Source organism: Mesorhizobium sp. CNPSo 4661, assembly GCF_057784215.1.
In genome coordinates this window covers 47358-69879 of the sequence record NZ_JBWGIO010000015.1, presented here as the reverse complement: position 1 = coordinate 69879, position 22522 = coordinate 47358, and the positions used below count along the sequence as shown (strand labels likewise).

At 65.5% G+C, this 22522-nt stretch carries 17 protein-coding genes; 11 read left to right on the top strand and 6 right to left on the bottom strand.

Annotated features, from left to right (window positions below; translation table 11 throughout):
* Positions 1 to 157 precede the first annotated feature (157 nt).
* Positions 158 to 772 (bottom strand): bifunctional nicotinamidase/pyrazinamidase, encoded by a 615-nt coding sequence (pncA, locus tag AC0YKC_RS22740; protein ID WP_320294098.1) that lies wholly within the window; start codon positions 770 to 772, stop codon positions 158 to 160.
* A gap of 303 nt (positions 773 to 1075) precedes the next feature.
* On the opposite strand from pncA, the gene AC0YKC_RS22735 reads away from it, so the two are divergent.
* The 6 genes from AC0YKC_RS22735 (at position 1076) to AC0YKC_RS22710 (ending at position 8230) form a co-directional block, all read left to right on the top strand.
* On the top strand, positions 1076 to 1933 hold the full coding sequence (locus AC0YKC_RS22735) for an FAD binding domain-containing protein (RefSeq protein WP_488512667.1): 858 nt from the start codon (positions 1076 to 1078) through the stop codon (positions 1931 to 1933).
* 92 nt (positions 1934 to 2025) lie between these two features.
* Positions 2026 to 4773, top strand: coding sequence for a molybdopterin-dependent oxidoreductase (locus tag AC0YKC_RS22730; protein ID WP_488512738.1), 2748 nt, complete (start codon positions 2026 to 2028; stop codon positions 4771 to 4773).
* Entirely contained in the window at positions 4770 to 6311 is a 1542-nt protein-coding gene (locus AC0YKC_RS22725; protein WP_488512666.1) for a 6-hydroxynicotinate reductase, read from the top strand. The genes AC0YKC_RS22730 and AC0YKC_RS22725 overlap by 4 nt, the downstream gene beginning before the upstream one ends.
* Positions 6311 to 7195 (top strand): UPF0280 family protein, encoded by an 885-nt coding sequence (locus AC0YKC_RS22720; RefSeq protein ID WP_488512665.1) that lies wholly within the window; start codon positions 6311 to 6313, stop codon positions 7193 to 7195. The genes AC0YKC_RS22725 and AC0YKC_RS22720 overlap by 1 nt, the downstream gene beginning before the upstream one ends.
* Positions 7188 to 7772 (top strand): amino acid synthesis family protein, encoded by a 585-nt coding sequence (locus AC0YKC_RS22715; protein ID WP_488512664.1) that lies wholly within the window; start codon positions 7188 to 7190, stop codon positions 7770 to 7772. Before AC0YKC_RS22720 ends, AC0YKC_RS22715 begins: the two co-directional genes overlap by 8 nt.
* On the top strand, positions 7769 to 8230 hold the full coding sequence (locus AC0YKC_RS22710) for a MarR family winged helix-turn-helix transcriptional regulator (RefSeq protein ID WP_320294459.1): 462 nt from the start codon (positions 7769 to 7771) through the stop codon (positions 8228 to 8230). Before AC0YKC_RS22715 ends, AC0YKC_RS22710 begins: the two co-directional genes overlap by 4 nt.
* 264 nt (positions 8231 to 8494) lie before the next feature.
* On the opposite strand, the gene AC0YKC_RS22705 is transcribed toward AC0YKC_RS22710, so the two are convergent.
* The gene (locus AC0YKC_RS22705) at positions 8495 to 10183 is read right to left on the bottom strand and encodes a hydantoinase B/oxoprolinase family protein (protein ID WP_488512663.1); all 1689 of its coding nucleotides are present in this window, start codon (positions 10181 to 10183) and stop codon (positions 8495 to 8497) included.
* A 1-nt stretch (position 10184) separates the two neighbouring features.
* Positions 10185 to 12257, bottom strand: coding sequence for a hydantoinase/oxoprolinase family protein (locus AC0YKC_RS22700; protein ID WP_488512662.1), 2073 nt, complete (start codon positions 12255 to 12257; stop codon positions 10185 to 10187).
* Between the two features lie 221 nt (positions 12258 to 12478).
* Here AC0YKC_RS22700 and AC0YKC_RS22695 point away from each other — a divergent pair, with 221 nt between their 5' ends.
* From AC0YKC_RS22695 to AC0YKC_RS22675, 5 genes are all read left to right on the top strand, one after another.
* Positions 12479 to 13306 (top strand): ferredoxin--NADP reductase, encoded by an 828-nt coding sequence (locus AC0YKC_RS22695; protein ID WP_320294105.1) that lies wholly within the window; start codon positions 12479 to 12481, stop codon positions 13304 to 13306.
* Positions 13307 to 13703: 397 nt separating this feature from the next.
* A complete protein-coding gene (gene deoC, locus AC0YKC_RS22690) occupies positions 13704 to 14750 on the top strand; it encodes a deoxyribose-phosphate aldolase (RefSeq protein WP_488512661.1) in 1047 nt (348 codons plus the stop codon).
* Positions 14751 to 14822: 72 nt separating this feature from the next.
* A complete protein-coding gene (locus AC0YKC_RS22685) occupies positions 14823 to 17198 on the top strand; it encodes an aldehyde dehydrogenase family protein (RefSeq protein WP_488512660.1) in 2376 nt (791 codons plus the stop codon).
* 218 nt (positions 17199 to 17416) lie between these two features.
* Positions 17417 to 18148, top strand: coding sequence for an SDR family oxidoreductase (locus AC0YKC_RS22680; protein WP_488512659.1), 732 nt, complete (start codon positions 17417 to 17419; stop codon positions 18146 to 18148).
* A 196-nt stretch (positions 18149 to 18344) separates the two neighbouring features.
* The gene (locus AC0YKC_RS22675) at positions 18345 to 19190 is read left to right on the top strand and encodes a fumarylacetoacetate hydrolase family protein (RefSeq protein ID WP_488512658.1); all 846 of its coding nucleotides are present in this window, start codon (positions 18345 to 18347) and stop codon (positions 19188 to 19190) included.
* Between the two features lie 208 nt (positions 19191 to 19398).
* Here the strand turns inward: AC0YKC_RS22675 and AC0YKC_RS22670 are convergent, their stop codons facing one another.
* The 3 genes from AC0YKC_RS22670 to AC0YKC_RS22660 all read right to left on the bottom strand — a co-directional run bounded on the left by AC0YKC_RS22670 (position 19399) and on the right by AC0YKC_RS22660 (position 22521).
* Complete coding sequence (locus AC0YKC_RS22670; protein ID WP_320294110.1) at positions 19399 to 20397, bottom strand: ABC transporter ATP-binding protein; 999 nt, start codon at positions 20395 to 20397, stop codon at positions 19399 to 19401.
* A gap of 226 nt (positions 20398 to 20623) precedes the next feature.
* Positions 20624 to 21685 (bottom strand): Gfo/Idh/MocA family protein, encoded by a 1062-nt coding sequence (locus AC0YKC_RS22665; protein WP_488512657.1) that lies wholly within the window; start codon positions 21683 to 21685, stop codon positions 20624 to 20626.
* A complete protein-coding gene (locus tag AC0YKC_RS22660) occupies positions 21682 to 22521 on the bottom strand; it encodes a carbohydrate ABC transporter permease (RefSeq protein ID WP_434724858.1) in 840 nt (279 codons plus the stop codon). The genes AC0YKC_RS22665 and AC0YKC_RS22660 overlap by 4 nt, the downstream gene beginning before the upstream one ends.
* Between the last annotated feature and the right edge of the window lies 1 nt (position 22522).

Genomic DNA, 22522 nt, shown 5'->3' with positions numbered 1-22522 from the left:
CCGGCCGCTTCGCGGCCACCTTCTCCCCGTGGGGGAGAAGAGGTTGGCGCCGGCGCTCGCTATCCCCTCTCCCCTCGGGGAGAGGTCGGATTGCCCCGAATTGCCCTTCGCAATTCGGCTGGCAATCCGGGTGAGGGGGACCTTCCCCACAGCCCGGTCAGTCCGCCGAATGGTCTTCGAGCGTCACGCCTGCTTCGTCCATCCGCTTCAGCATCATCTCGACCGAACCGTTGAGGTCGATGCCGCGGCAGGCGTCGAGCCGCACCGTTGTCTTAAAGCCCTGCTTCACCGCGTCGAGCGCCGAGAAGGCGACGCAGAAGTCGGTGGCGAGGCCGACCAGGGTGATCGTGTCGATGCCGCGTTCCTTCAGATAGCCTCCGAGGCCGGTCGGCGTCGTGTGATCGTTCTCGAAGAAGGCCGAATAGGAGTCGATCGCCGTGCGGAACCCTTTGCGGACCACCAGTTCGGCCTTGGTCCAGGCAAGCCCGGAATGGAAATCGGAGCCGAGACTGCCCTGGATGCAATGATCCGGCCACAGCGTCTGCGGCCCGTAGGGCATCTCGATCGTCTCGAAAGCCTGCTTGCCGGGATGGCTGGAGGCGAAGCTCGAATGGCCGGCGGGGTGCCAGTCCTGCGTCAGGATCACATGCTCGCTGCGCCGGATCAGGTCGTTGACCAAAGGCACGATCTCGTCGCCGCCGGCAACCGCCAGCGCGCCGCCGGGACAAAAATCGTTCTGCAGGTCGATGACGATGAGCGCTTCTTCGGCCATGCGGCTCCCTCTCGTTTCAGCCCTCTCGTCCGGCTTGGGGCTCCAGTCAAAAAGCCGCTCACGCGACCGGACACGGAACCTTGACCAGATGGCCGGCGGCGTCAACCTCCGGCGCCATAACAATCGCGTTGAGGTCTTGGCGGCGCAAACTCCGGCTTTGACAATTGCGACCGGCCTGATATCATTTGCATACGAATGAATTTGACCGGTCCGGAGACCGGCAAGAAGACCCGAAGCCGGCACTTCGGGAGGCCACGGGAAGGCCTAAGCTCTGGGAAAGGCCCTTTTTCGGGAAGGCAAAGCGTGATCCGTTACGCGAAACCCACCACGGTCGACGAGGCGCTCGCTTTGCTTGGCGAGGATCGCTGGCGCATTCTGGCCGGCGGCACGGATTTCTATCCGGCGCAGGGCGCCAAACCCTTCCGCGACAACATCCTCGACATCAACGGTCTCGCCGAACTGCGCGGCATCGCCGAGACGGGCGATCATTGGCGGATCGGCGCCCGCACGACCTGGACCGACATCGTGCGCCACTCCTTGCCGGCGGCGTTCGAGGCGTTGAAATCGGCCGCACGCGAGGTGGGCTCGGTGCAGATCCAGAATGTCGCTTCCGTTGCCGGCAATCTCTGCAATGCCTCGCCCGCGGCCGACGGCGTACCGGCGCTGCTGACGCTCGACGCCGATATCGAATTGCGCTCGGCGAAAGCCATCCGCCATCTGCCGCTCGGCGCGTTCATCCTCGGCAATCGTCGCACGGCGCTGCAGCCCGGCGAGATGGTCACCGCCATTCGCGTGCCGAAGCGTTCTGCCATCGGCGCCTCGGCCTTCGTCAAGCTCGGCGCCCGCCGCTATCTTGTCATCTCGATCGCCATGGCCGCGGCGCGGCTCGTGGTCGAGAATGGCGTCGTCGCCGAAGCGGCGATCGCCGTCGGCTCCTGCTCGGCGGTCGCCCGCCGTCTCGCCGGGGTCGAAGCGGCCCTGGGCGGGCGCCCGATCGATGAGGCACTCGCAGAAGCGGCGCTGTCCGCGCCGATCGACGAACTGTCGCCGATCGCCGATGTGCGCGGCAGCGCCGAGTACCGGGAGCAAGCGGCGCGCGAGATCGTCGCTCGCGCGGTGCGCGCCGCAATCGACCCCGGTGAAGGCAAGGTGGCCGCATGAGCATTGCCCAGTCCGGCATGACCCGATCCGGCGTGGCCCAGTCCGGGGTGGCCCAGTCCGGCATGGCCCAATCCGGCATGGCCCAATCCGGCATGGAGCGCGCCGACATTGCCTTCGAGGTCAACGGCGCTGCTGTCAACGTGTCGGTGCCGCCGGTGCGCCGCCTGTCGCAGGTTTTGCGCGACGAGCTGCGGCTGACCGGCACCAAGGTCGGCTGCGATGCTGGCGATTGCGGTGCCTGCACCGTGCTGGTCGACGGCAATCCGGTCTGCGCCTGCCTGATGCCGGCGGCCTCGGTGTCCGGCGCTTCCGTCACCACTGTCGAAGGCCTTGCCAATGGCCGACTGTCCGCCCTGCAGGCCTCGTTCCTCGAACATGGCGCCGCGCAATGCGGCATCTGCACGCCTGGCCTGCTGGTCGCGGCCACCGCGCTTTTGCAACGCAACCCCACGCCGAGCGAGGCCGAGACGCAGGACGCGCTGGGTGGCGTGCTCTGCCGCTGCACCGGCTACAGGAAGATCGTCGCGGCGGTGATGGGCGCCTCGCGGCATATGAACGGCATCGATCATCGTCTGCCCGAAGCCGGGCGTGCGGTTGGCGCCTCTCCCATCCGTCTCGACGGCGTGCCGAAAGTCACGGGCGACGAGATGTTCGGCGGCGATTCCTTTCCGGCCGATGCCCTGGCGGTGCTTGTCGTCCGCTCGCCGCATTATCATGCCCGCTTCAGCTTCGGCGACCTTGACGCCTGGACCAAGGCGCATCCCGGCATCGCCGGCGTCTTCACCGCCACCGACATTCCTGGCAAGAATTGCTTCGGCGTCATCGGCCCCTTTGCCGACCAGCCGGCGCTGGCCGAGGGCTTTGCCCGTCTGCGTGGCGAGGCGGTGGCGCTGGTGGCGGGCGAACGCGAGGCGATCGTCGATCTCGACCTGACGGATTTTCCGATCTCATGGACGGAACTGCCGCATATTCTGCAGCCTGGCGAGGCGAAGGCCGAGGGGGCCGCGCTGATCCACAGCCACCGGCCGGCGAACCTGCTCACCTCCGGCTATGTCGAGCGCGGCGATCCTGAAGGAGCGCTGGCGGCTTCCGCTGCCACCGTGTCGGGGGCCATCGAGACCTCCTTTGTCGAGCACGCCTATATCGAGCCGGAAGCCGGCTACGCTTATATGGATGGCGACACGCTGGTCGTCGTCGCCTGCACCCAGGCGCCCTATATGGACCGCGACGAGACGGCGAAGGTGCTGGGCCTTGCCGTCGACAAGGTGCGCATCGTGCCGACCGCCACCGGCGGTGGCTTCGGCTCGAAGCTCGATGTCTCGCTGCAGCCGCTCATCGGCCTCGTGGCGATGAAGACCGGGCGGCCGGCGGCGCTTGCCTACACGCGCAACGAATCGATGATGTCGACCACCAAGCGCCACCCGGCCGAGATGAAGGCGACCATCGGCGCCGATGCCGAAGGCCGCGTCACCGGCATGGTCTTCGAGGGCGATTTCAACACCGGCGCCTATGCAAGCTGGGGACCGACGGTCGCCAACCGCGTGCCGGTGCATGCCTCCGGCCCCTATCTGACGCCGAACTATCGGGCGACCGGCTATGCCATCCACACCAATGGGCCGATCGCCGGCGCCTTCCGCGGCTTCGGCGTGCCGCAGGCGACCATCATGCAGGAGACGCTCTATGACGAGCTCGCCGGCAAGCTCGGTATCGATCGGCTGGATTTCCGCCTGAAGAACTGCCTGCGCGACGGCTGCGAAACGGTCACCGGCCAGCGCCTGGAGTCGGGCGTCGGCATCGGCGAATGCCTGGAGCAGCTTCAACCGCATTGGGCACGCGCGCTGGCCGATGCTGAGACCTTCAATGCCAACAACACGGCAAGCAAGCGCGGCGTCGGCGTCGCCTCCTGCTGGTATGGCTGCGGCAACACCTCGTTGCCCAATCCTTCGACCATCAAGGTCGGTATCTCGGCCTCCGGCGACGTCGTCCTGCACCAGGGCGCGGTCGATATCGGCCAGGGCTCCAACACCGTCATCACCCAGATCTGCGCCGACGCGCTCGGCCTGCCGCTGGACAGGTTCAGGCTGAAGAGCGCCGACACCGGCATCACGCCCGACGCCGGCAAGACATCCGCCTCGCGCCAGACCTTCGTCACCGGCAAGGCGGCGGAGAAGGCAGGCCGGGCGCTGCGCGAAAAAATCCTGCGCTTCGCCAATGTCTCCGGTCAGGCAACCATCGTGCTCGACGGCGCCAGCATCTCAATCCGTGAAGGCGATGCCGCGCGGCGCATCGATCTGTCGGCGCTCAAGGCCGATGCCGACGGTTACGTCTTCGTCGCCGAGGAAACCTACGACCCTCCGACGCTGCCGCTCGACGCCAAGGGCCAGGGCAAGCCCTACGCCGTCTATGGCTATGGCGCGCAGATCGCCGAGCTCGAGGCCGACCTCAAGCTGGGCACGGTGAAGCTGATCAGGATCACCGCCGCGCATGATGTCGGCAAGGCGATCAACCCGGTGCTGGTCGAAGGTCAGATCGAGGGCGGCATCGCCCAGGGCATCGGCATGGCGCTGATGGAGGAATACATCCCCGGCCGCACCGAGAACCTGCACGATTACCTCATCCCGACCATCGGCGACGTGCCGCCGGTCGAGCATATTCTGGTCGAGGTTCCGGATCCGGAAGGGCCCTTCGGCGCCAAGGGCCTGGGCGAACATGTGCTGATCCCGACCGCGCCGGCGATCCTCAACGCCATCCGCCACGCCACCGGTGTCCTTGTCACCAAGGTGCCGGCGACGCCGAGCCGCATCCTGGCGGCGATCCGCGAGAAGGAGGCGCGCCGATGAGCGAGCTTGCCGAACGTTTCGAAACCCACGATCCCGGCGAGAAGCAGGTGGCGGAAAAGATCCGCTGCGATGCCTGTCCGGTCATGTGCTACATCGCCGATGGCCGCACCGGCGCCTGCGACCGCTACGGCAATGTCGGCGGCCGCATCGTGCGCATGGACCCGCTGACCATCCTCGATCACGCGGCCGAAACCGGCGGCGCCGTCGTGCCTTTCGTCGCCGAGGGCGAAGCCTGGAACGGCGAGCTGGTCAACACCGGCCGCCGCTTCGTCACGGCGATCGGTGCCGGCACCACCTATCCGGATTATAAGCCGGCGCCCTTCATCGTCAGCCAGGAGGTCGAGGGCGTCGATCTCGTCACCGTCGTCACCGAAGGCATCTTCTCCTATTGCGGCGTCAAGGTGAAGATCGACACCGATCGCCATATCGGCGACGAGACGGCGATCGTGCGCTCGCAAGGCGAAGCGATCGGCCATGTGACGACCGGCGAATATGGCTCGCAGATGCTGTCGCTCGGCGGCGTTCATCACCTCACCGGCGGCTCCAAGGCCGAGGGGCGCGCCACCTGCGACGCAATGCTCAATCTTTGCAACAGGAAGCCGGTCGAGCTCACCATCGACGGTGGCGCGACGGTCATCGTCGAGGCCGGCAAGGCGCCGGTCATCGATGGCAAGGTCGAGCACCGCATGCGCGTCGGCTGCGGCTCGGCCACCATCGGCATGTTCGCCACGCAATGGCGCGGGCTGGTCGACGAGGTCGTGGTGGTCGACGACCACATCACCGGCGTCGTCTCCGAGCATCAGGCCGGCAAGGTGCTGGGCTGGGAGGACACCGGGATAAAGATCATCGGCCGCCGCTCGACCCCCGGCCGCTATTTCAAGGTCTCGGAACCCGGCCTCGGCTGGGGTGGGACGACGATCTCCGACCCGCTGTCGATCCTCGGCGACTGGAACGCCAAGAAGGGCGCGCGTCCCGGCCTGTCCATGCTGATGGTGTCGACCACCGGCGAGCAGTTCGCCTATTACGAGCTGGACGACCAGTTGAAGCCGGTCCAAAAGCCATTTCCCGAGCGGCTGCAAAAGTCCGTCGGCCTGATCGAGGACAATTGCGAGCCGGCTTTGTGCACGGTTCTCTTCATCGGCGGCGCCGGCGGCTCGCTGCGCGCCGGCGTAACCGAAAACCCGGTCAACCTCACCCGCTCGGTGCAGGGCCTGAAGACCTATGTGACGGTCGGCGGCGCGCCGGTCTATGTCTGGCCGGGCGGCGGCATCACGCTGATGGTCGACGTCACCCGCGTGCCGGAAGGCGCTTTCGGCTATGTGCCGACGCCGGCGCTGGTGGCGCCGATCGAGTTCACCATGCGCCGCGACGACTATGTCCGGCTCGGCGGCTACGAAAACGAGATACGCAGCGTCGAGGATATCCTCGCCAAGGGCGGCGAGTATCTCAATCCGCGCAGCAACACCGGCGCGCCGGCCGGCAATCCCTGGCCGCCGCTGGCGCAACTGCGGCGTTCAGCGGCGAACGGTGCCGGCTGATGAACGGCCCGCAGGCGCATTGGCTTGCCGACGGCAGGCGACTCCATCTCAACCACGGGCCGATCGACCTGGTCGTCGAGGCCTTTGGCGATGCAGTTGAATGCCGCGCCGCTTACGGGCAGGCGGTCGCCCGCTTTCAGACGATCCTGATCGAGGTGGTCGAAGAGCTGCCCGAATTGCGGCTTCCCGCATTCTTCCTGGCGCCGCGCAGTTTTGCCGGCGCTACGGCGCGCCGCATGGAAGCAGCCGTCACGTCGCTGGCGGAATGCTTCATCACGCCGATGGCCGCCGTTGCCGGTTCGGTAGCCGACGAAATTCTTGAAGCCCTGCTCGCCAGCCGCCGGCTCGACCGCGCTTACGTCAACAATGGCGGCGATTGCGCGCTTCATCTCGGCACAAGTCAGTCGATGACCGTGGCGATCGCCGGCACCGGCAATGGCATGGCCGACCGCGTCACCATCCGCGCCGAGGATGGCGTGCGCGGCGTTGCCACCAGCGGTTGGCGCGGGCGCTCGTTTTCGCTGGGGATCGCCGACGCTGTTACCGTTCTCGCACGCACCGGCGCGGAGGCCGACGCGGCGGCGACGCTGATAGCCAACGCCGTCGACCTGGCTGGCCATCCGGCCATCACGCGCATTGCGGCGCGCGACCTGGCGCCCGACAGCGATCTCGGTGAGATGCTGGTGACGCAGAGCGTCGGCGCGCTCACGCCCGGCGAGATTGCGCGGGCGCTGGACAACGGCCTTGCCGTCGCCGAAGATTTTCGCCGGCGCGGCCTGATCGCCGCATCGGCGCTGTTCCTGGCGGGCGAGGCCCGCATCAGTGGTTCGGTGGCGCTCGCCGTGCCCAACAAACATAAAGCGAAGGAAACTGCCCATGCCTGACTTTCCGATCCGCAAGGTCGCGGTCCTGACCGAGGAGATTTTTCATGATGGCGGCCCCGTGGCTAAAGAGCCGCGCTTGCGTGCCGCAGCCATGGCTGTGGTGAAAAATCCCTTCGCCGGCCGCTATGTCGAGGATTTGCAGAGCGCGATGGAGGACTTGAAGCCGCTCGGGCTGCTGCTCTCCGACAGGCTGGTCGCGGCGCTCGGCGGCGACGTGAAGAAGATCGACGGCTACGGCAAGGGCGCCATCGTCGGCTCCGCCGGCGAACTGGAGCACGGCGCGCTGTGGCATGTGCCCGGCGGCTACGCCATGCGCGAGCGCCTGGGTGACGCCAAGGCGATCGTGCCGTCGGCGAAGAAGGTCGGCGCCTTCGGCTCGCGGCTCGACGTGCCGCTCGGCCACATCAATGCCGCCTATGTGCGCAGCCATTTCGATGCCATGGAAGTGGGCATCAGCGACGGCCCGCGCCCCGACGAGATCCTGTTTTGCCTCGCCATGACCTGCGGCCCGCGCGTCCACGACCGCATGGGTGGCCTGGCGGCCGAGGACATCAAGGCATGGGACGGCCTGAGATGAGCGGCGAGGACAATCTGCTGCGGCTGGTGGAGGCCGAAGACGGCGACGAGAACAACTACCATCTGCAGGACCAGGTCGGCTTCATCCTGCGCAAGGCTCATCAGCGCCATGTCGCGATCTTCGCCTCGCAGATCGGCGACCTGACGCCGCCGCAATTCGCCGCTCTGGCCAAGCTTCACGATATTGGCGAGACCTCGCAGAACCAGTTGGGGACGCTCATCGCGATGGACGCCGCCACCGTGAAGGGCGTCATCGACCGGCTGAAGGCGCGCGGGCTGGTCGAGGTTTCCAAGCACGAGGTCGACAAAAGGCGGCTGCTGGTCAATCTGACGCCGGAAGGCCGCGCAGCGATCGAGCGGCTGATCCCTTTAGCCCGCACCATCACCGAGGAAACGCTGGCGCCGCTCACGGCCAAGGAAGCGGCGACTTTTCTCAGGTTGCTGGCGAAGCTAGCGTAGCCCCCAACTTCGTCATTCCAGGGCGAAGCAGGAGCGAAGCTCCGTCGCGAAGACCCTGGAATCCATGCCGTTACCTCAGCCGAAGAAAGCAGCGGAGCAGAATTCTGCACCGTGAGCGGCGCTTCTGCGTAACGGCATGGATTCTATGGTCTGCGCGCGTCGCTTCGCTCCTTGCTGCGCCATAGAATGACGACGCGATGCGCGTTGCAGCTAACCTCGAAACAGGCGGATCCAGCGGCGCAGGCATGTTCGCCAGCGCGTCGCCTACACCTCCACCCCAAACATCTCCCTGGCCTGCTCAGCTGTATAGTAGCCGAGCCTGACATCTTCCGCGACCTGCTTCGGGTCGCGCTGGCGCGGATCGCCATAGCCGCCGCCGCCCGGCGTGCCGACGCGCACGCGGTCGCCGGCCTTAAGCGCGATGTCCTGCTCCTTCGAAAGATGGGGCGGCACATGCGCTTCGCCGCCCCGGAACACGGTCACGCTGTTCGGCGCGCCGTCCTTGCCGCCCAGCGCGCCCTGCGGCCCGAAGCGGCCATGATCCATGACGAAGGACGCGCGCGCCTCGCCGCGCAATATCTCGACCTCATAGGCGAGCCCGAAGCCGCCGCGATGCTTGCCCGCGCCGCCGGAGCCTTCGCGCAGCGCATAATGCCGGTAGAGCACCGGAAAAGCCTGCTCCATGATCTCGACCGGCGGCGACTTCGAAATGCCGATCGTCGAGCAGCCATTGCTTAGTCCGTCGTGGTCGGCATTACCGCCATAGCCGCCGCCGGAGATCTGGTACATGACATAGTCGCGGCCGCGCGCCGGATCGTTGCCGCCAAGCGCGAAATTGCCGCTGGAGCCGGCGGGCGCCGCCGTCACCTTTTCCGGTAGTGCCTGCACCATCGCTGCGAACACCGCTTCGGCGATGCGCTGCGACACCTCGGCCGCGCAGCCCGACACCGGTCGCGGATATTTGGCGTCGAGGAACGTGCCTTCCGGCCGTTTGACGTTCAGCGGCTCGAAAGCGCCGGCACTGATCGGCACTTCCGGGAAGATGTGGCGCATGGCGAGGTAGACCGACGACAGCGTGGTCGCCAGCACGCTGTTCATCGGCCCGGCGCAGGGTTTCGACGAGCCAGCAAAGTCGAAGGTCAGCGTATCGCCCTTCTTCTCGACGGCAAGATCGATGGTCAGCGGCTCGTTCACCACCCCGTCGGAATCGACGAAGGCCTGCGAGCGGTAGACGCCGTCCGGTATGGCGGCGATCGAGGCGCGCATCTGCTCCGCCGCGCGGCGGCGCAGTTCCGCGATCGCCTCGACAACGGTTTCGTCACCGTAACGATCCAGGATTTCATTGAGCCTGTCCTGACCGATCAGCAATGCGGCGGCCTGCGCGCGGATGTCGCCGATGCGCTGATCGGCGACCCGAATGTTGGAACAGATGATGGCGTAGATTTCCGCGTCGAGCACGCCTTTCTTGAAAAGTTTCACCGGCGGCAGCCGCAAGCCTTCCTGTTCGACCGCGGTGGCCGAGGCCGAGAAGCCGCCTGGCACCGAGCCGCCGATGTCCGGCCAGTGTCCGGTGTTGGAAAGCCAGCAAAAGATCTTGCCGTTCCGGTAGACCGGCATGACGAAGCGCACATCCATCAGATGCGTGCCGCCGAGATAGGGGTCGTTGACGATGTAGATGTCGCCCGGCTCAGGAGCGAGGCATCGGCCGTCGGCGATCATCTCGATCACGGTCCTGGTCGAATATTGCATGACCCCGACGAACACCGGCAGGCCCTGGCTGCCTTGCGCGATCAGCGAGCCGTCGACCGCCGAATAGATGCCGTCGGAACGGTCGTTGGCTTCCGCGATGACCGGCGAGAAGGCCGCGCGGGAAAAGGTCAGGTCCATCTCGTCGCAGACCTGCTGCAGGGCCGCCTGCAGCACCGAAAGCGTGATCGTGTCGAGCTTCGCCATCTTAGGCCTCGCCGATGTCGATGATGATGTTGCCGTCGGCGTCCGAGCGCGCCCGGTCGCCCGGTTCGAGCACGGTGGTGGCGTCCATCTGCTCCAGGATCGCCGGTCCCTCGATCACGGCGTCGAGCGGCAGCTTTTCGCGGGCATAGACCGGCGTGTCGTGCCATGTGCCGTGATACCAGACCGGCCGGATCTCGCGCCGCGCCTCCTCGAGCGTCGCCGTGCGGCCAGCCGGGTCGATCAGCTTCGACAGGTCGATCTGCGGCCTCACGCCGGTGACCGATGTGTTGAGGTTGACGAGATTGGCGCGGATCTCCGGCAGCTCGACCTTGAAGCGCGCGAAATAGGCTTTTTCGAACAGAAGCTGCAGCGTTTCTCGTGAAACCGATGAGGAGGGCAGCGGCACGTTGATGATGTGTGTCTGGCCGACGAACTGCATGTCGGCGGAATGCGTCACGCGGATCGCGTCCGGCTTCACCGCTTCCTTGGCGATCAGCGCCTCGCCTTCGTTTCGGTGCCGTTCCAACACCTCGCGAAGCGCAGCTTCATCGAGCAACTTGACCGGCTGGTTGATTGTGTTGACGAAGTCGTGGCGTAAATCCGCGACGACGCAGCCGAGCGCGTTGGTGATGCCGGGGCGCGCCGGCACCAGCACCCGGGGCAGGCCGAGCTCGCGGGCGAGCGCCGTCGCATGCAGCGGCCCGGCGCCGCCGAAGGCGAACAGCGCGAAATCACGCGGGTCGTGGCCGCGCGACACCGACACCATGCGGATGGCGCCCGCCATCTTCATGTTGCCGAGCCGAAGCACGGCACCCGCGGCCTCGACGCCGGAAAGGCCGGTACGCTTGCCGATCTTGTCCTCGAAAATGCCGGTCACGCGTTCAACGGTCACAGGGTTGTCGACCGCGAGCAGTTTCTTCGGCGCCAGCCGGCCAAGCACCAGATTGGCGTCGGTGATGGTCGGCTCCAGGCCGCCGCGCCCGTAGCAGATCGGACCCGGATTGGCGCCGGCGCTTTCGGGGCCGATCTGGATCAGCCCGGCCGCGTCGACGCGCGCGATCGAGCCGCCGCCGGCGCCGACCGTGTGCACCGCCACCATAGGCACATGGATCGGCATCGCATATTCGATCTCGATCTCGTTCGACACCGCGGGCTCCGCATTGCGGATCAGCGCCACGTCAGTCGAGGTGCCGCCCATGTCGTAGGTGACGAGATTGCCGAAGCCGGCGCGCTTGCCCGTGTAGGCGGCGGCGATCACGCCGGACGCCGGGCCGGACATCACGGTCTTGGCCGATTCCAGCGTGACGAAGCGGGCCGAGATCATGCCGCCATTGCCGTTCATGATCAGGAAGTCGCGCGCGTAGCCTTTCGCGCCGAGTTCCTTGCGCAGCCGTTCGACATAGCGCTCCAGGATCGGCTGCACCGAGGCGTTGACGGCCGCCGTCACGCCGCGCTCGAACTCGCGCGCTTCCGAAAGCAGCGCATGTCCAGTGGTGATATGGCCGTTCGGCCAGAGCTCCGCCGCGATCTCGGCTGCGCGCCGCTCATGCGCGGGGTTGGCGTAGGAATGCAGGAAGTGGATGACCAGCGACTCGCAACCGGCGTCGAGCAGCTTTTTCACCGCGTCGCGCATTTCGGCTTCGTCGAGCTGAATGCGCACCGCGCCCGAAGCCTCTACCCGCTCCGATACTTCGAGCCGAAGGTCGCGGGGAATGACGGGGACAAAAGTGCCCGTCATGCCATAGGCCTGCGGCCTTGTGCGCCGGCCAAGCTCGATCACGTCGCGAAAGCCGCGCGTGGTAATCATGCCGGTCCTTGCCAGCCGGCGCTCCAGCACGGCGTTGGTGGTGGTCGTGGTGCCGTGCACGATGAGGTCGATGCCGTCGATCGGAAAGCCTGTCGCGCCAAGTGCTGAGACCACGCCAAAAGCCTGGTTTTCGACCGTGGTCGGCGTCTTGGCGATATGGACTTTTCCGCCCGCCTTGCCGTCTATCAGCAACAGATCGGTGAAGGTTCCGCCGACATCGATGCCGGCAACGACACTTCCCGCCGATGCCGAAAATTTCTCATTCATTGCCGAAACCCGAAATGCCAGGACTACGGATATGCCTTGGTTTGGAAAGGCGTTTTACGCTGCCATCTTGACCTGGAGATCATTTGTATACTAATAAATTCCGGACACAAGAGCTTACCGCTTGGCAGTGTGCAGGGAGCACGCCGGAACCTGACCGTTCGGGTGCGCAGGAAAAGTTTGGCGCCCGGTGCGTTCCATCTGGGCCGGAAAGTTGGGTTGGAATGAACACGACATCCGCGTTGAACGTCGCCGGCTCGAAGCCGCTGCAGTTCCCCATCCCGGCCAATGTCTATGCCGAGACCGTGGTGTCGGTGAAGCATTACACCGACCGGCTGTTTTCCTTCCGCATCACCCGGCCGCAGTCGCTGCGCTTCCGCTCCGGCGAGTTCGTCATGATCGGCCTGCCCAATGCCGAAAAGCCGATCTTCCGCGCCTACTCCGTCGCCAGCCCCTCCTGGGACGACGAGCTCGAATTCTTCTCGATCAAGGTGCCGGACGGTCCGCTGACCTCCGAGCTGCAGAAGATCCAGGTCGGCGACACCGTCATCATGCGCCAGAAGTCGACCGGCACGCTGGTGCTCGACGCGCTGACGCCCGCTAAGCGCGTGGTCATGATCTCGACCGGCACCGGCATCGCGCCCTTCGCCAGCCTGCTGCGCGACCCCGATACCTACGAGAAGTTCGACGAGGTCATCCTCACCCATACCTGCCGCGACAATGCCGAGCTCACCTACGGCCAGGAGCTGGTCGCGGCGCTGGAGAGCGATCCGCTGATCGGCGAGCTGACCGGCGGCCGCGTCACGCTTTACAATTCGACGACGCGGGAAGAGTCGGCGCGCATGGGCCGCATCACCGCGCTGATCGGCTCGGGCAAGTTCTATTCCGACCTCGGCATCGACAAGCTCAATCCCGAGACAGACCGCATCATGATCTGCGGCTCGATGCATATGCTGAAGGACGTCAAGGAACTCGCCGAGAGCCTTGGCTTCCAGGAAGGCTCCTTGAGCCATCCCGCCAGCTTCGTCGTCGAGCGCGCCTTCGTCGGCTGAGGCGCGCCGCCAGCCAGCTCTGTTAAAGCGTCTGAGATTAGCGACGACATTCGCGCTTCGTCGTTCTAGGGCGAAGCAAGGAGCGGAGCGACGCGCGCAGACCCTGGAATCCATGCCGTCACGCTAAGGCGTTGCGGTGGTTACAGAATTTTGCACCGTTGCACTCCGCGGCAGAGGTCACGGCATGGATGCTCGGGTCAAGCCCGAGTATGACGAAGGGGTAGGCGTTTCAGCCAATCTCCAACGCCGGGAGCGCCTACTCAGCATGATGTTTTGACCATATGGTCAAAAACAGGCTGCTTTCGCCGCCTTTTTCCACTATGACCCACTGAAGGACTCGTGAAGGACAACTTCGCGGGTTATCTTCGGCTGAGGTCGCTGAGTGAAAGGGCAGGAGATGAGCACGATCCGCGAAGCAGGCGCTGGCGCCTCCAAGGTGATGCCGCTGCCGGCGCGCGCCGCCGCCAACACGCCGCTGCCGCTGGAGCATGGCATTGCCCGCAATCCCGGCATGAAGCTCGATCTCGGCTTCCTGGAATCGGTGCGCAGCGTCAACCGCTCGGCGCTGGAGCGCCGTGTCGCCACGCTCACCAAGCGCCGCTCGATCAAGGCCGACAACCAGGCCGCCTGGCTGCTGCGGGCCATCGCCTGCATGGACCTGACCACGCTGAACTCCAACGACACGGACGAGCGCGTGCGCCGGCTCTGCGCCAAGGCGATCAACCCGCTGCGCCGCGATATTGTCGAAGGGCTCGGCATATCAGGCGAAACCATCCGTCCGGCGGCCGTCTGTGTCTACCATCCCTTCGTCGCCACCGCGGTCGATGCCGTACGCGGCACTGGCATCCATGTCGCCGCAGTCTCCACCGCCTTTCCGCACGGCCTCGCCCCTCTGTCGACCCGCCTGCAGGAGATCGAGGCCTCGGTGAAGGACGGCGCCGACGAGATCGACGTCGTCATTCCGCGTGGCCTGGTCTACGGCGCCAAATGGCGCGAGCTGTTCAACGAGATCGTCGCCATGCGCGCCGCCTGCGGCGAGGCGCATCTCAAGGTCATCCTCGGCACCGGCGATCTTGCCACTTTGCGCAACGTGATGCTCGCCTCCATGGTGGCGATGATGGCGGGCGCCGATTTCATCAAGACGTCGACCGGCAAGGAAAGCGTCAACGCCACGCTTCCCGTCGGCCTTGCCATGGTGCGCGCCATCCGCGCCTATTTCGAGGAGACGGGCTACCTCATCGGTTTCAAGCCGGCCGGCGGCATCTCCACCGCCAAGGTCTCGCTCGACTGGCTGGTGCTGATGAAGGAAGAGCTTGGCCGGCCCTGGCTCGAGCCGGACCTGTTCCGCTTCGGCGCCTCCAGCCTGCTCACCGACATCGAACGCCAGCTCGAACATCATTTGACCGGCCATTATTCGGCCAACCATCGCCACGCGATGGCGTGAGGCGAGTGAAGGCCGTGAACGCCGAGTTCCTTCGCCGGCTTCGCTAAAAACCCTCTCTTGCGAGTGCGCCCCATGAATATCCTCGAACGTTATCACGCCATGGAATACGGCCCGGCACCGGAAGCCCGCAACGAGGCCGATGCCTGGCTCGCCACACGCGATTTCTCCAAGTCTTTGTTCATCGACGGCGCTTGGAAATCGGCGGCCAGCGGCAAGACTTTCGACACCAGCGAGCCGTCCTCCGGCAAGCTGCTCGCCAAGATCTCGGATGCGGGCGCCGCCGATATCGACGCCGCGGTGGCGGCGGCGGCCAAGGCGCTGCCGAAATGGAGCGCCAGTTCAGGCTATGCCAGAGCCAAGGTGCTCTACGCCGTTGGCCGGGCCATGCAGCGCCATCAGCGCCTGTTCGCGGTGCTGGAATCGATCGACAATGGCAAGCCGATCCGTGAGAGCCGCGACATCGACGTGCCGCTGGCGATCCGCCATTTCATTCATCACGCCGGTTGGGCACAGACGCTCGAAAAGGATTTTCCCGACCACAAGCCGGTCGGCGTCGTCGGCCAGGTCATTCCGTGGAATTTCCCGCTGCTGATGCTGGCCTGGAAGATCGCGCCGGCCCTGGCCGCCGGCTGCACCGTGGTGCTGAAGCCGGCCGAATTCACGCCGCTCACCGCCATCCTGTTCGCCGAGATCTGCGAGCGTGCCGGCGTGCCGAAAGGCGTCGTCAACATCGTCCAGGGCGGCCCTGAGGCGGGCGCTGCCATCGTCAATCATCCCGGTGTCCAGAAGATCGCCTTCACCGGCTCCTCGGAAGTCGGCAAGATCATCCGCAAGGCGACGGCCGGCTCCGGCAAGAAGCTGTCGCTGGAGCTCGGCGGCAAGTCGGCCTTCATCGTCTTCGAGGATGCCGACCTCGACAGCGCCGTCGAGGGTCTGGTCGACGGCATCTGGTTCAACCAGGGCCAGGTCTGCTGCGCCGGCTCGCGCCTCCTGGTCCAGGAAGGTATCGCCGAAGCCCTCATCGCCAAGGTCAAGGTCAGGATGAGCCGGCTGCGGGTCGGCAGCCCGCTCGACAAGAACACCGATATCGGCCCGCTCGTCGACCGCACCCAGCTCGACCGCGTCAAGGGGCTGATTGCCGAGGGCGCGAAACAGGGCGCCGTCTGCTGGCAGCCGGACGCCACCTTGCCATCCTCCGGCTACTATCATCTGCCGACGCTGGCGACAGCTGTTTCGCCGGCTAACATTCTGGCGCAGGAAGAGGTCTTCGGTCCGGTGCTGGCGACGATGAGCTTCCGCAACACCGAGGAAGCAATCGAGCTCGCCAACAACACGCGCTATGGCCTTGCCGCCTCGGTGTGGAGCGAGAACATCAACCTTGCGCTGCATGTCGCGCCCCAGCTGAAAGCTGGTGTCGTCTGGGTCAACGGCACCAACATGTTCGACGCCGCCTGCGGCTTCGGCGGTTATCGCGAAAGCGGCTTTGGCCGTGAGGGCGGTCGCGAGGGCATGTTCGAATATCTGGCGGTAAAACTGCCGGTCGGCCCGGCCATCAAGCCGGCCGCGGCCGGCCCGACCCAGCCGGTCGAACAGGCCGACGGCACGGCCATCGATCGCACGGCAAAGCTGTTCATCGGCGGCAAGCAGGTGCGGCCGGACGGCAATTACTCGCTGGCCGTCGCCACTGCCAAGGGCAAGCTGGCCGGCGAAGTCGGCCTCGGCAACCGCAAGGATATCCGTGACGCCGTCGCCGCCGCGCGCGCCTGCAAGGCCTGGCCGGACGCGACGGCCTTCAACCGCAGCCAGGTGCTCTATTATCTCGCCGAAAACCTGTCCGGCCGCGCCGAGGAGTTCGCCGCGCGCCTTGTCCAACTCACCGGCGCTGCCGCCAAGGCCGCGCGCGAGGAGGTCGAGCAGTCGATCGAGCGGCTGTTCCTCTATGCCGGCCTCGCCGACAAGTTCGAGGGCCGCGTCCATCAGGCGCCGGCCCGCGTCGTGACACTTGCCCTGCATGAGCCCGTCGGCGTCGTCGGCATCGTCGCGCCGGACAACCAGCCGCTGTTGGGCTTCATCTCGCTGGTGGCTCCGGCGCTCGCCATGGGCAACACCGTGGTTGCGGTCCCGTCGGAGCGGCACCCGCTTTTGGCCACCGACCTCTACCAGGTGATCGAATATTCTGACATTCCGGCCGGTGCCATCAACATCGTCACCGGCCGCAGCGCCGAGCTCGCCGGCGTGCTGGCCAAGCATGACGATGTCGACGGGCTCTGGGTGTTTGCCGATGCCGACACCTGCGCCAAGGCGGAGGCCGACTCCATCGGCAACTTGAAGCGCGTCTGGACCGGCAATGGCCGCACGCTCGACTGGTCGTCGGAGGAGGCCGCCGGCGGGGCCTTCCTGCGCCGCGCCATCGAGGTCAAGAACGTCTGGGTTCCCTACGGCGACTGATGCCTCTTGCCTGACGCACTCCGCGCCGGCGCCATTTTGGCTGCAGTGGCGAAGGTTATGGCGTTTGGGCTTGACGCTTGTGCGTGTGTTCTTTAACGAGAAAAAACATCTTTATCTGTGAAGCGGAAAATCTGACCGCATGATGCCCGGCTGTCTGGCACACGACGCCGAGGCCGGCCATGGATAAGGCGGACGCATCAGGCAGGCAGGAGAAAAGCATGGCGGATCTGACGGGCAAGGTGGTTGTGATCACCGCGGCGGCGCAAGGCATCGGCCGGGCGAGCGCGCTGGCCTTCGCCAAGGCTGGCGCGACCATTCACGCCACCGACATCAACGAGGCGGCCCTGGCCGAACTTGGCAAGACCCCCGGCATTGCGACGCGAAAACTCGATGTGCTGAACGATGCGGCCGTCGCTTCAGGCTTCGCCGCGATCGGTCGCGTCGACGTGCTGTTCAACTGCGCCGGCTTCGTCCATGCGGGCTCCATCCTCGAAATGAAGGACGAGGATCTCGACTTCGCTCTCAACCTCAACGTCCGTTCGATGATCCGCACCATCCGCGCCGTGCTGCCCGGCATGCTGGAGCGCGGCGACGGCTCGATCATCAACATGGCGTCGCTGGCAAGCTCGCAAAAGGGCGTGCCGAACCGCTTCGCCTACGGCCTGACCAAGGCAGCGGTGGTCGGCCTCACCAAGGCGGTCGCCGCGGACTATGTCGCTAAGGGCATCCGCTGCAACGCCATCTGCCCGGGCACGGTCGAAAGCCCGTCGCTGCAGGACCGCATGCATGCGCAAGGCGACTATGAGGCGGCGCGTGCGGCTTTCATCGCCCGCCAGCCCATGGGCAGGCTTGGCACGCCGGAGGAAATCGCCGATCTGGCGGTCTACCTTGCCGGCGCCACCTACACGTCGGGGCAGGCCTATAACATCGACGGTGGCTGGTCGATCTGACGAAAGGCTCGGAAGGATTGTCGGCGAGGATCGGAGCCGATCCTGTGTCTGGGTGGATCGAAGCGTCTGAAAATCCTCCCGGTTGGCCGGCCCGAACAGATGGCAAGCTTGCCGCCGGCGGGGTCGGCGACTACGGTCCGCTGGCTTTGACGGAATTTGTGAAAACGGCCATTGGCCGCATGGTGGAGAAGTTGAGATGAAGTTGTTGCGCTATGGCGAAGTAGGCAGCGAGAAGCCCGGCCTGCTCGATGCGGATGGGACGATCCGCGACCTTTCCGCTCATGTCGCCGATATCGCCGGCACGACGCTTCATCCGGCCTCGCTGGAGATGCTTTCCAAGCTCGATCCGAAGTCGCTGCCGGCGGTCTCCGGCAAGCCGCGCCTGGGCGCCTGCGTCGCCGGCACCGGCAAGTTCATCTGCATCGGCCTCAACTATTCCGACCACGCCGCCGAGACCGGCGCCACCGTGCCGCCGGAGCCGATCATCTTCATGAAGGCAAGCTCCGCGATCGTCGGGCCGGATGACGACGTGCTGATCCCGCGCGGTTCGGAAAAGACCGATTGGGAAGTCGAGCTCGCAGTGGTTATCGGCAAGACCGCGAAATATGTCTCGGAAGACGACGCGCTGGATTATGTTGCCGGCTACGCCGTTGCGCATGACGTGTCCGAGCGCGCCTTCCAGACAGAGCGCCAGGGTCAGTGGACCAAGGGCAAGTCCTGCGACACGTTCGGCCCGACCGGCCCGTGGCTGGTCACCAAGGACGAGGTCGCCGACCCGCAGAACCTGAAGATGTGGCTGACCGTCAATGGCAAGACCATGCAGAACGGCTCGACCAAGACCATGGTCTACGGCGTGAGGTATCTGGTCTCCTACCTCAGTCAGTTCATGTCGCTGCATCCCGGCGACATCATCTCCACCGGCACCCCGCCCGGCGTTGGCCTCGGCATGAAGCCGCCGGTGTTCCTGAAGGCCGGCGACGTTGTAGAGCTCGGCATTGAAGGGTTGGGTCAGCAGAAGCAGACTTTCAAGGCGGACGTGTAGCGCAGACCTGGCCTTCTCCCCTTGTGGGAGAAGGTGGATCGGCGCGCAGCGCCGAGACGGATGAGGGGTGCTCCAGCGGAGTGCGACCTTCAAGATCGAAGGAATCCCGCGCGCTTATTTCTGCTGCGTCGCGATCCTTCCAACACCCCTCATCCGGCCGCTTCGCGGCCACCTTCTCCCACAAGGGGAGAAGGGAACGTCGCGCCAACTACTTCAACACCTTCCCATCCGCGCCGAACCGGTACGTCTTCGCCGCATCCGGCGTTGCATAAAGCGTCGCGCCCGGCTCGGCATTGTAGACGCCGAAGATGCGCACCGTGATCAGCCCGGCCTTCTCGCAATCGAGATAGAGGTTGGTGTCGGCGCCGAGATGCTCGGCATGCACCACCGTGCCTTTCCAGGCGCCGGACTTCGTGTCGACCGTCAGGTGCTCCGGCCGCACGCCGATGGTCTTCGCCGTCTCGCCCAGCTGCGCGCCGTCAATGAAATTCATCTTCGGCGAGCCGATGAAGCCGGCGACGAATTCGTTGGCCGGCGAATTGTAGAGCTCCATCGGGCTGCCGATCTGCTCGATGCGGCCGGCATTGAGCACGACGATCTTGTCGGCCAGCGTCATCGCCTCGACCTGGTCGTGGGTGACATAGATCATCGTCGCCTTCAGCCGCCGGTGCAGCTGCGCGATCTCAAGCCTGGTGTTGACGCGCAGCGCCGCGTCGAGGTTCGACAGCGGCTCGTCGAAGAGGAAGAGCTTCGGCTCGCGCACCACGGCGCGCCCGATGGCGACGCGCTGGCGCTGGCCGCCCGACAATTCCGCCGGCCGGCGCTCGAGATAGGGTTCGAGCGACAGCATCGCAGAAGCGATCTTGATGCGCCGCTCGATCTCGGCCGCTGGCGTGCCGGCCTGCTTGAGGCCCAGCGCCATGTTGTTCTTCACCGTCAGATGCGGATAGAGCGCGTAGGTCTGGAACACCATGGCGATGCCGCGCTTCGCCGGCGGCGTGACCGAAACGTCCGCGCCGTCGATCAGCACGCGGCCGGAGGTTGAATCCTCCAGGCCGGCGATCACGCGCAGCAGCGTCGATTTTCCGCAGCCCGACGGGCCGACGAAGACGACGAATTCGCCGTCATTGACCTGAAGGTCGATGCCCTTCAGCACCTCGACCGGCCCGAAAGCCTTCTTCACATTCTCGATCTTCAGCGAGCCCACGGCAGTCCTCCAAATTGATGAGCAGGCGCCAAGGCACCCCCCTCTGTCCTGCCGGACATCTCCCCCTCAAGGGGGGAGATTGGCAGCTTCGAGGCCTCGCGCCACTCTGCGGCGCTGACAAGTTGCGAAGGCCGTGGCGACATCTGATCTCCCCCCTTGAGGGGGAGATGGCCGGCAGGCCAGAGGGGGGCGCCGTAGAGCGCAACCCCTGATGACAATTCCTTTGTCATAACCGCACCGCCTTGCCGCTGCGCACGCTCTCATCCGCGGCAAGGCAGACGGCGAGCGACTTCACGGCATCGTCCATGTGGCGGGTGAGGTCGATATCCTCGCGGATGGTCTTGAGCAGGAAGGCCTGTTCGAGGTCGCAGAGCTCCTGGTGGCCCGGCTCGCCTTCCATCGACAGCAGCTGGTCTTCTTTGGCGAACTTGCCGTCCGACCCGGTCTCGGCGCTGTGCAGGCGGATCGTCGAGGTCTTGGTGTGGGTGTCGATGTCGTCGGATTTCACGCCCTCCTTCATCACGATCGACACGCAGCCCTTTGGCGACATCACGTCCTTCACGAAGAAGGCCGTCTCCGAGATCATCGGCCCCCAGCCGGCTTCATACCAGCCGACCGAGCCGTCCTCGAACAGCACTTGCAGGTGCCCGTAATTGTACATCGAAGGCGAAACCTCATTGCTCAGCCGTACGCCCATGCCGCGCACTTCGACCGGCCTAGCGTCGGTGATCTGCAGCATCACGTCGAGGTAATGCACCCCGCAGTCGACGATCGGCGATGTGGTCTGCATCAGCTGCTTGTGCGTGCCCCAGGTATGGCCGGAGGACTGCTGGTTGAGGTTCATGCGGAAGACGTAAGGGCCGCCAAGCTTGCGCGCCTCGGCGATCAGCCGGATCCAGGACGGGTGGTGGCGCAGGATATAGCCGATCACCAGCTTCCTGCCGTTGGCCTTGGCCGCATCGACGACGCGCTGCGCGTCGGCAACCGTCGTCGCTAGCGGCTTCTCGACGAAGACATGGCAGCCGGCCTCGAAGGCCCGCACCGCATAGTCGGCATGGCTGTCGGAATAGGTGGCGATCGCGGCGACGTCCGGCTTCTCGTCGCGCAGCGCATCCTCGAAGGAGCGCCTGATGCCGTAACGCCCAAGCCCCTCCGGCAGCGGCACGTCGGAGCGGTTGATCAACGCCGCGATCTCGAAGCCCGGATTGGTGTGATAGGCCAGCGCATGGCTGCGGCCCATGTTGCCGAGGCCGGCGACCACAACGCGAAGGGGTCTCTCTGTACTCACTTCACAGCTCCAGACGTGATGCCGCGGATCAGCTGCCGCGAGAAGATGACATAGAGGATCAGCACCGGCAGGATCGCCAGCGACAGCGCCGCCAGGATCGCGTTCCAGTTGGTGACGAACTGGCCAAGGAAGAGCTGGGCGCCGAGCGTCACGGTCTTGGTCTCTTCCGAAGGCGCCAGGATCAGTGGGAACCACAGGTCGTTCCAGATCGGGATCATGGTGAAGACGGCAACCGTCGCCATCGCCGGCCGCACCAGCGGCAGCACCAGGCGGAAGAAGATCGTGTATTCCGACAACCCGTCGATGCGCCCGGCGTTCTTCAGGTCGTTGGACACCTGCTTCATGAATTCCGACAGGATGAAGATCGCCAGCGGCAGCCCCTGCGCGGTGTAGACCAGGATCAGCGCCGTCAGCGTGTTGACCAGCCCGCTCGCCACCATCAATTGCAGGATGGCGACGGTGCCGAGCCTGATCGGGATCATGATGCCGAGCGCAAGGTAAAGCCCCATCAGCGTGTTGCCGCGGAAGCGGTATTCCGACAGCGCGAAGGCGGCCATTGCGCCGAACAACAGCACGAAGAACAGCGAGGCGACGGTGACGACGAGGCTGTTCTGGAAATAGTGGAAGAAATCGCCCTGGCCGATCACCGTGGTGTAGCCGATCAGGTCGAAGGTTTTCGTCGTCGGCGGCGTCAGCGGCGCGCCGAAGATGCCCGCGCGGGACTTGAAGGAGTTCATCACCACCAGGATCACCGGAAACAGCGCGATCGCCGTGTAGGTCAGAAGGATCGCATGCGCGCCGATGGAGCGGGGGAGCGAATGGGTAGCTGTGCTCATG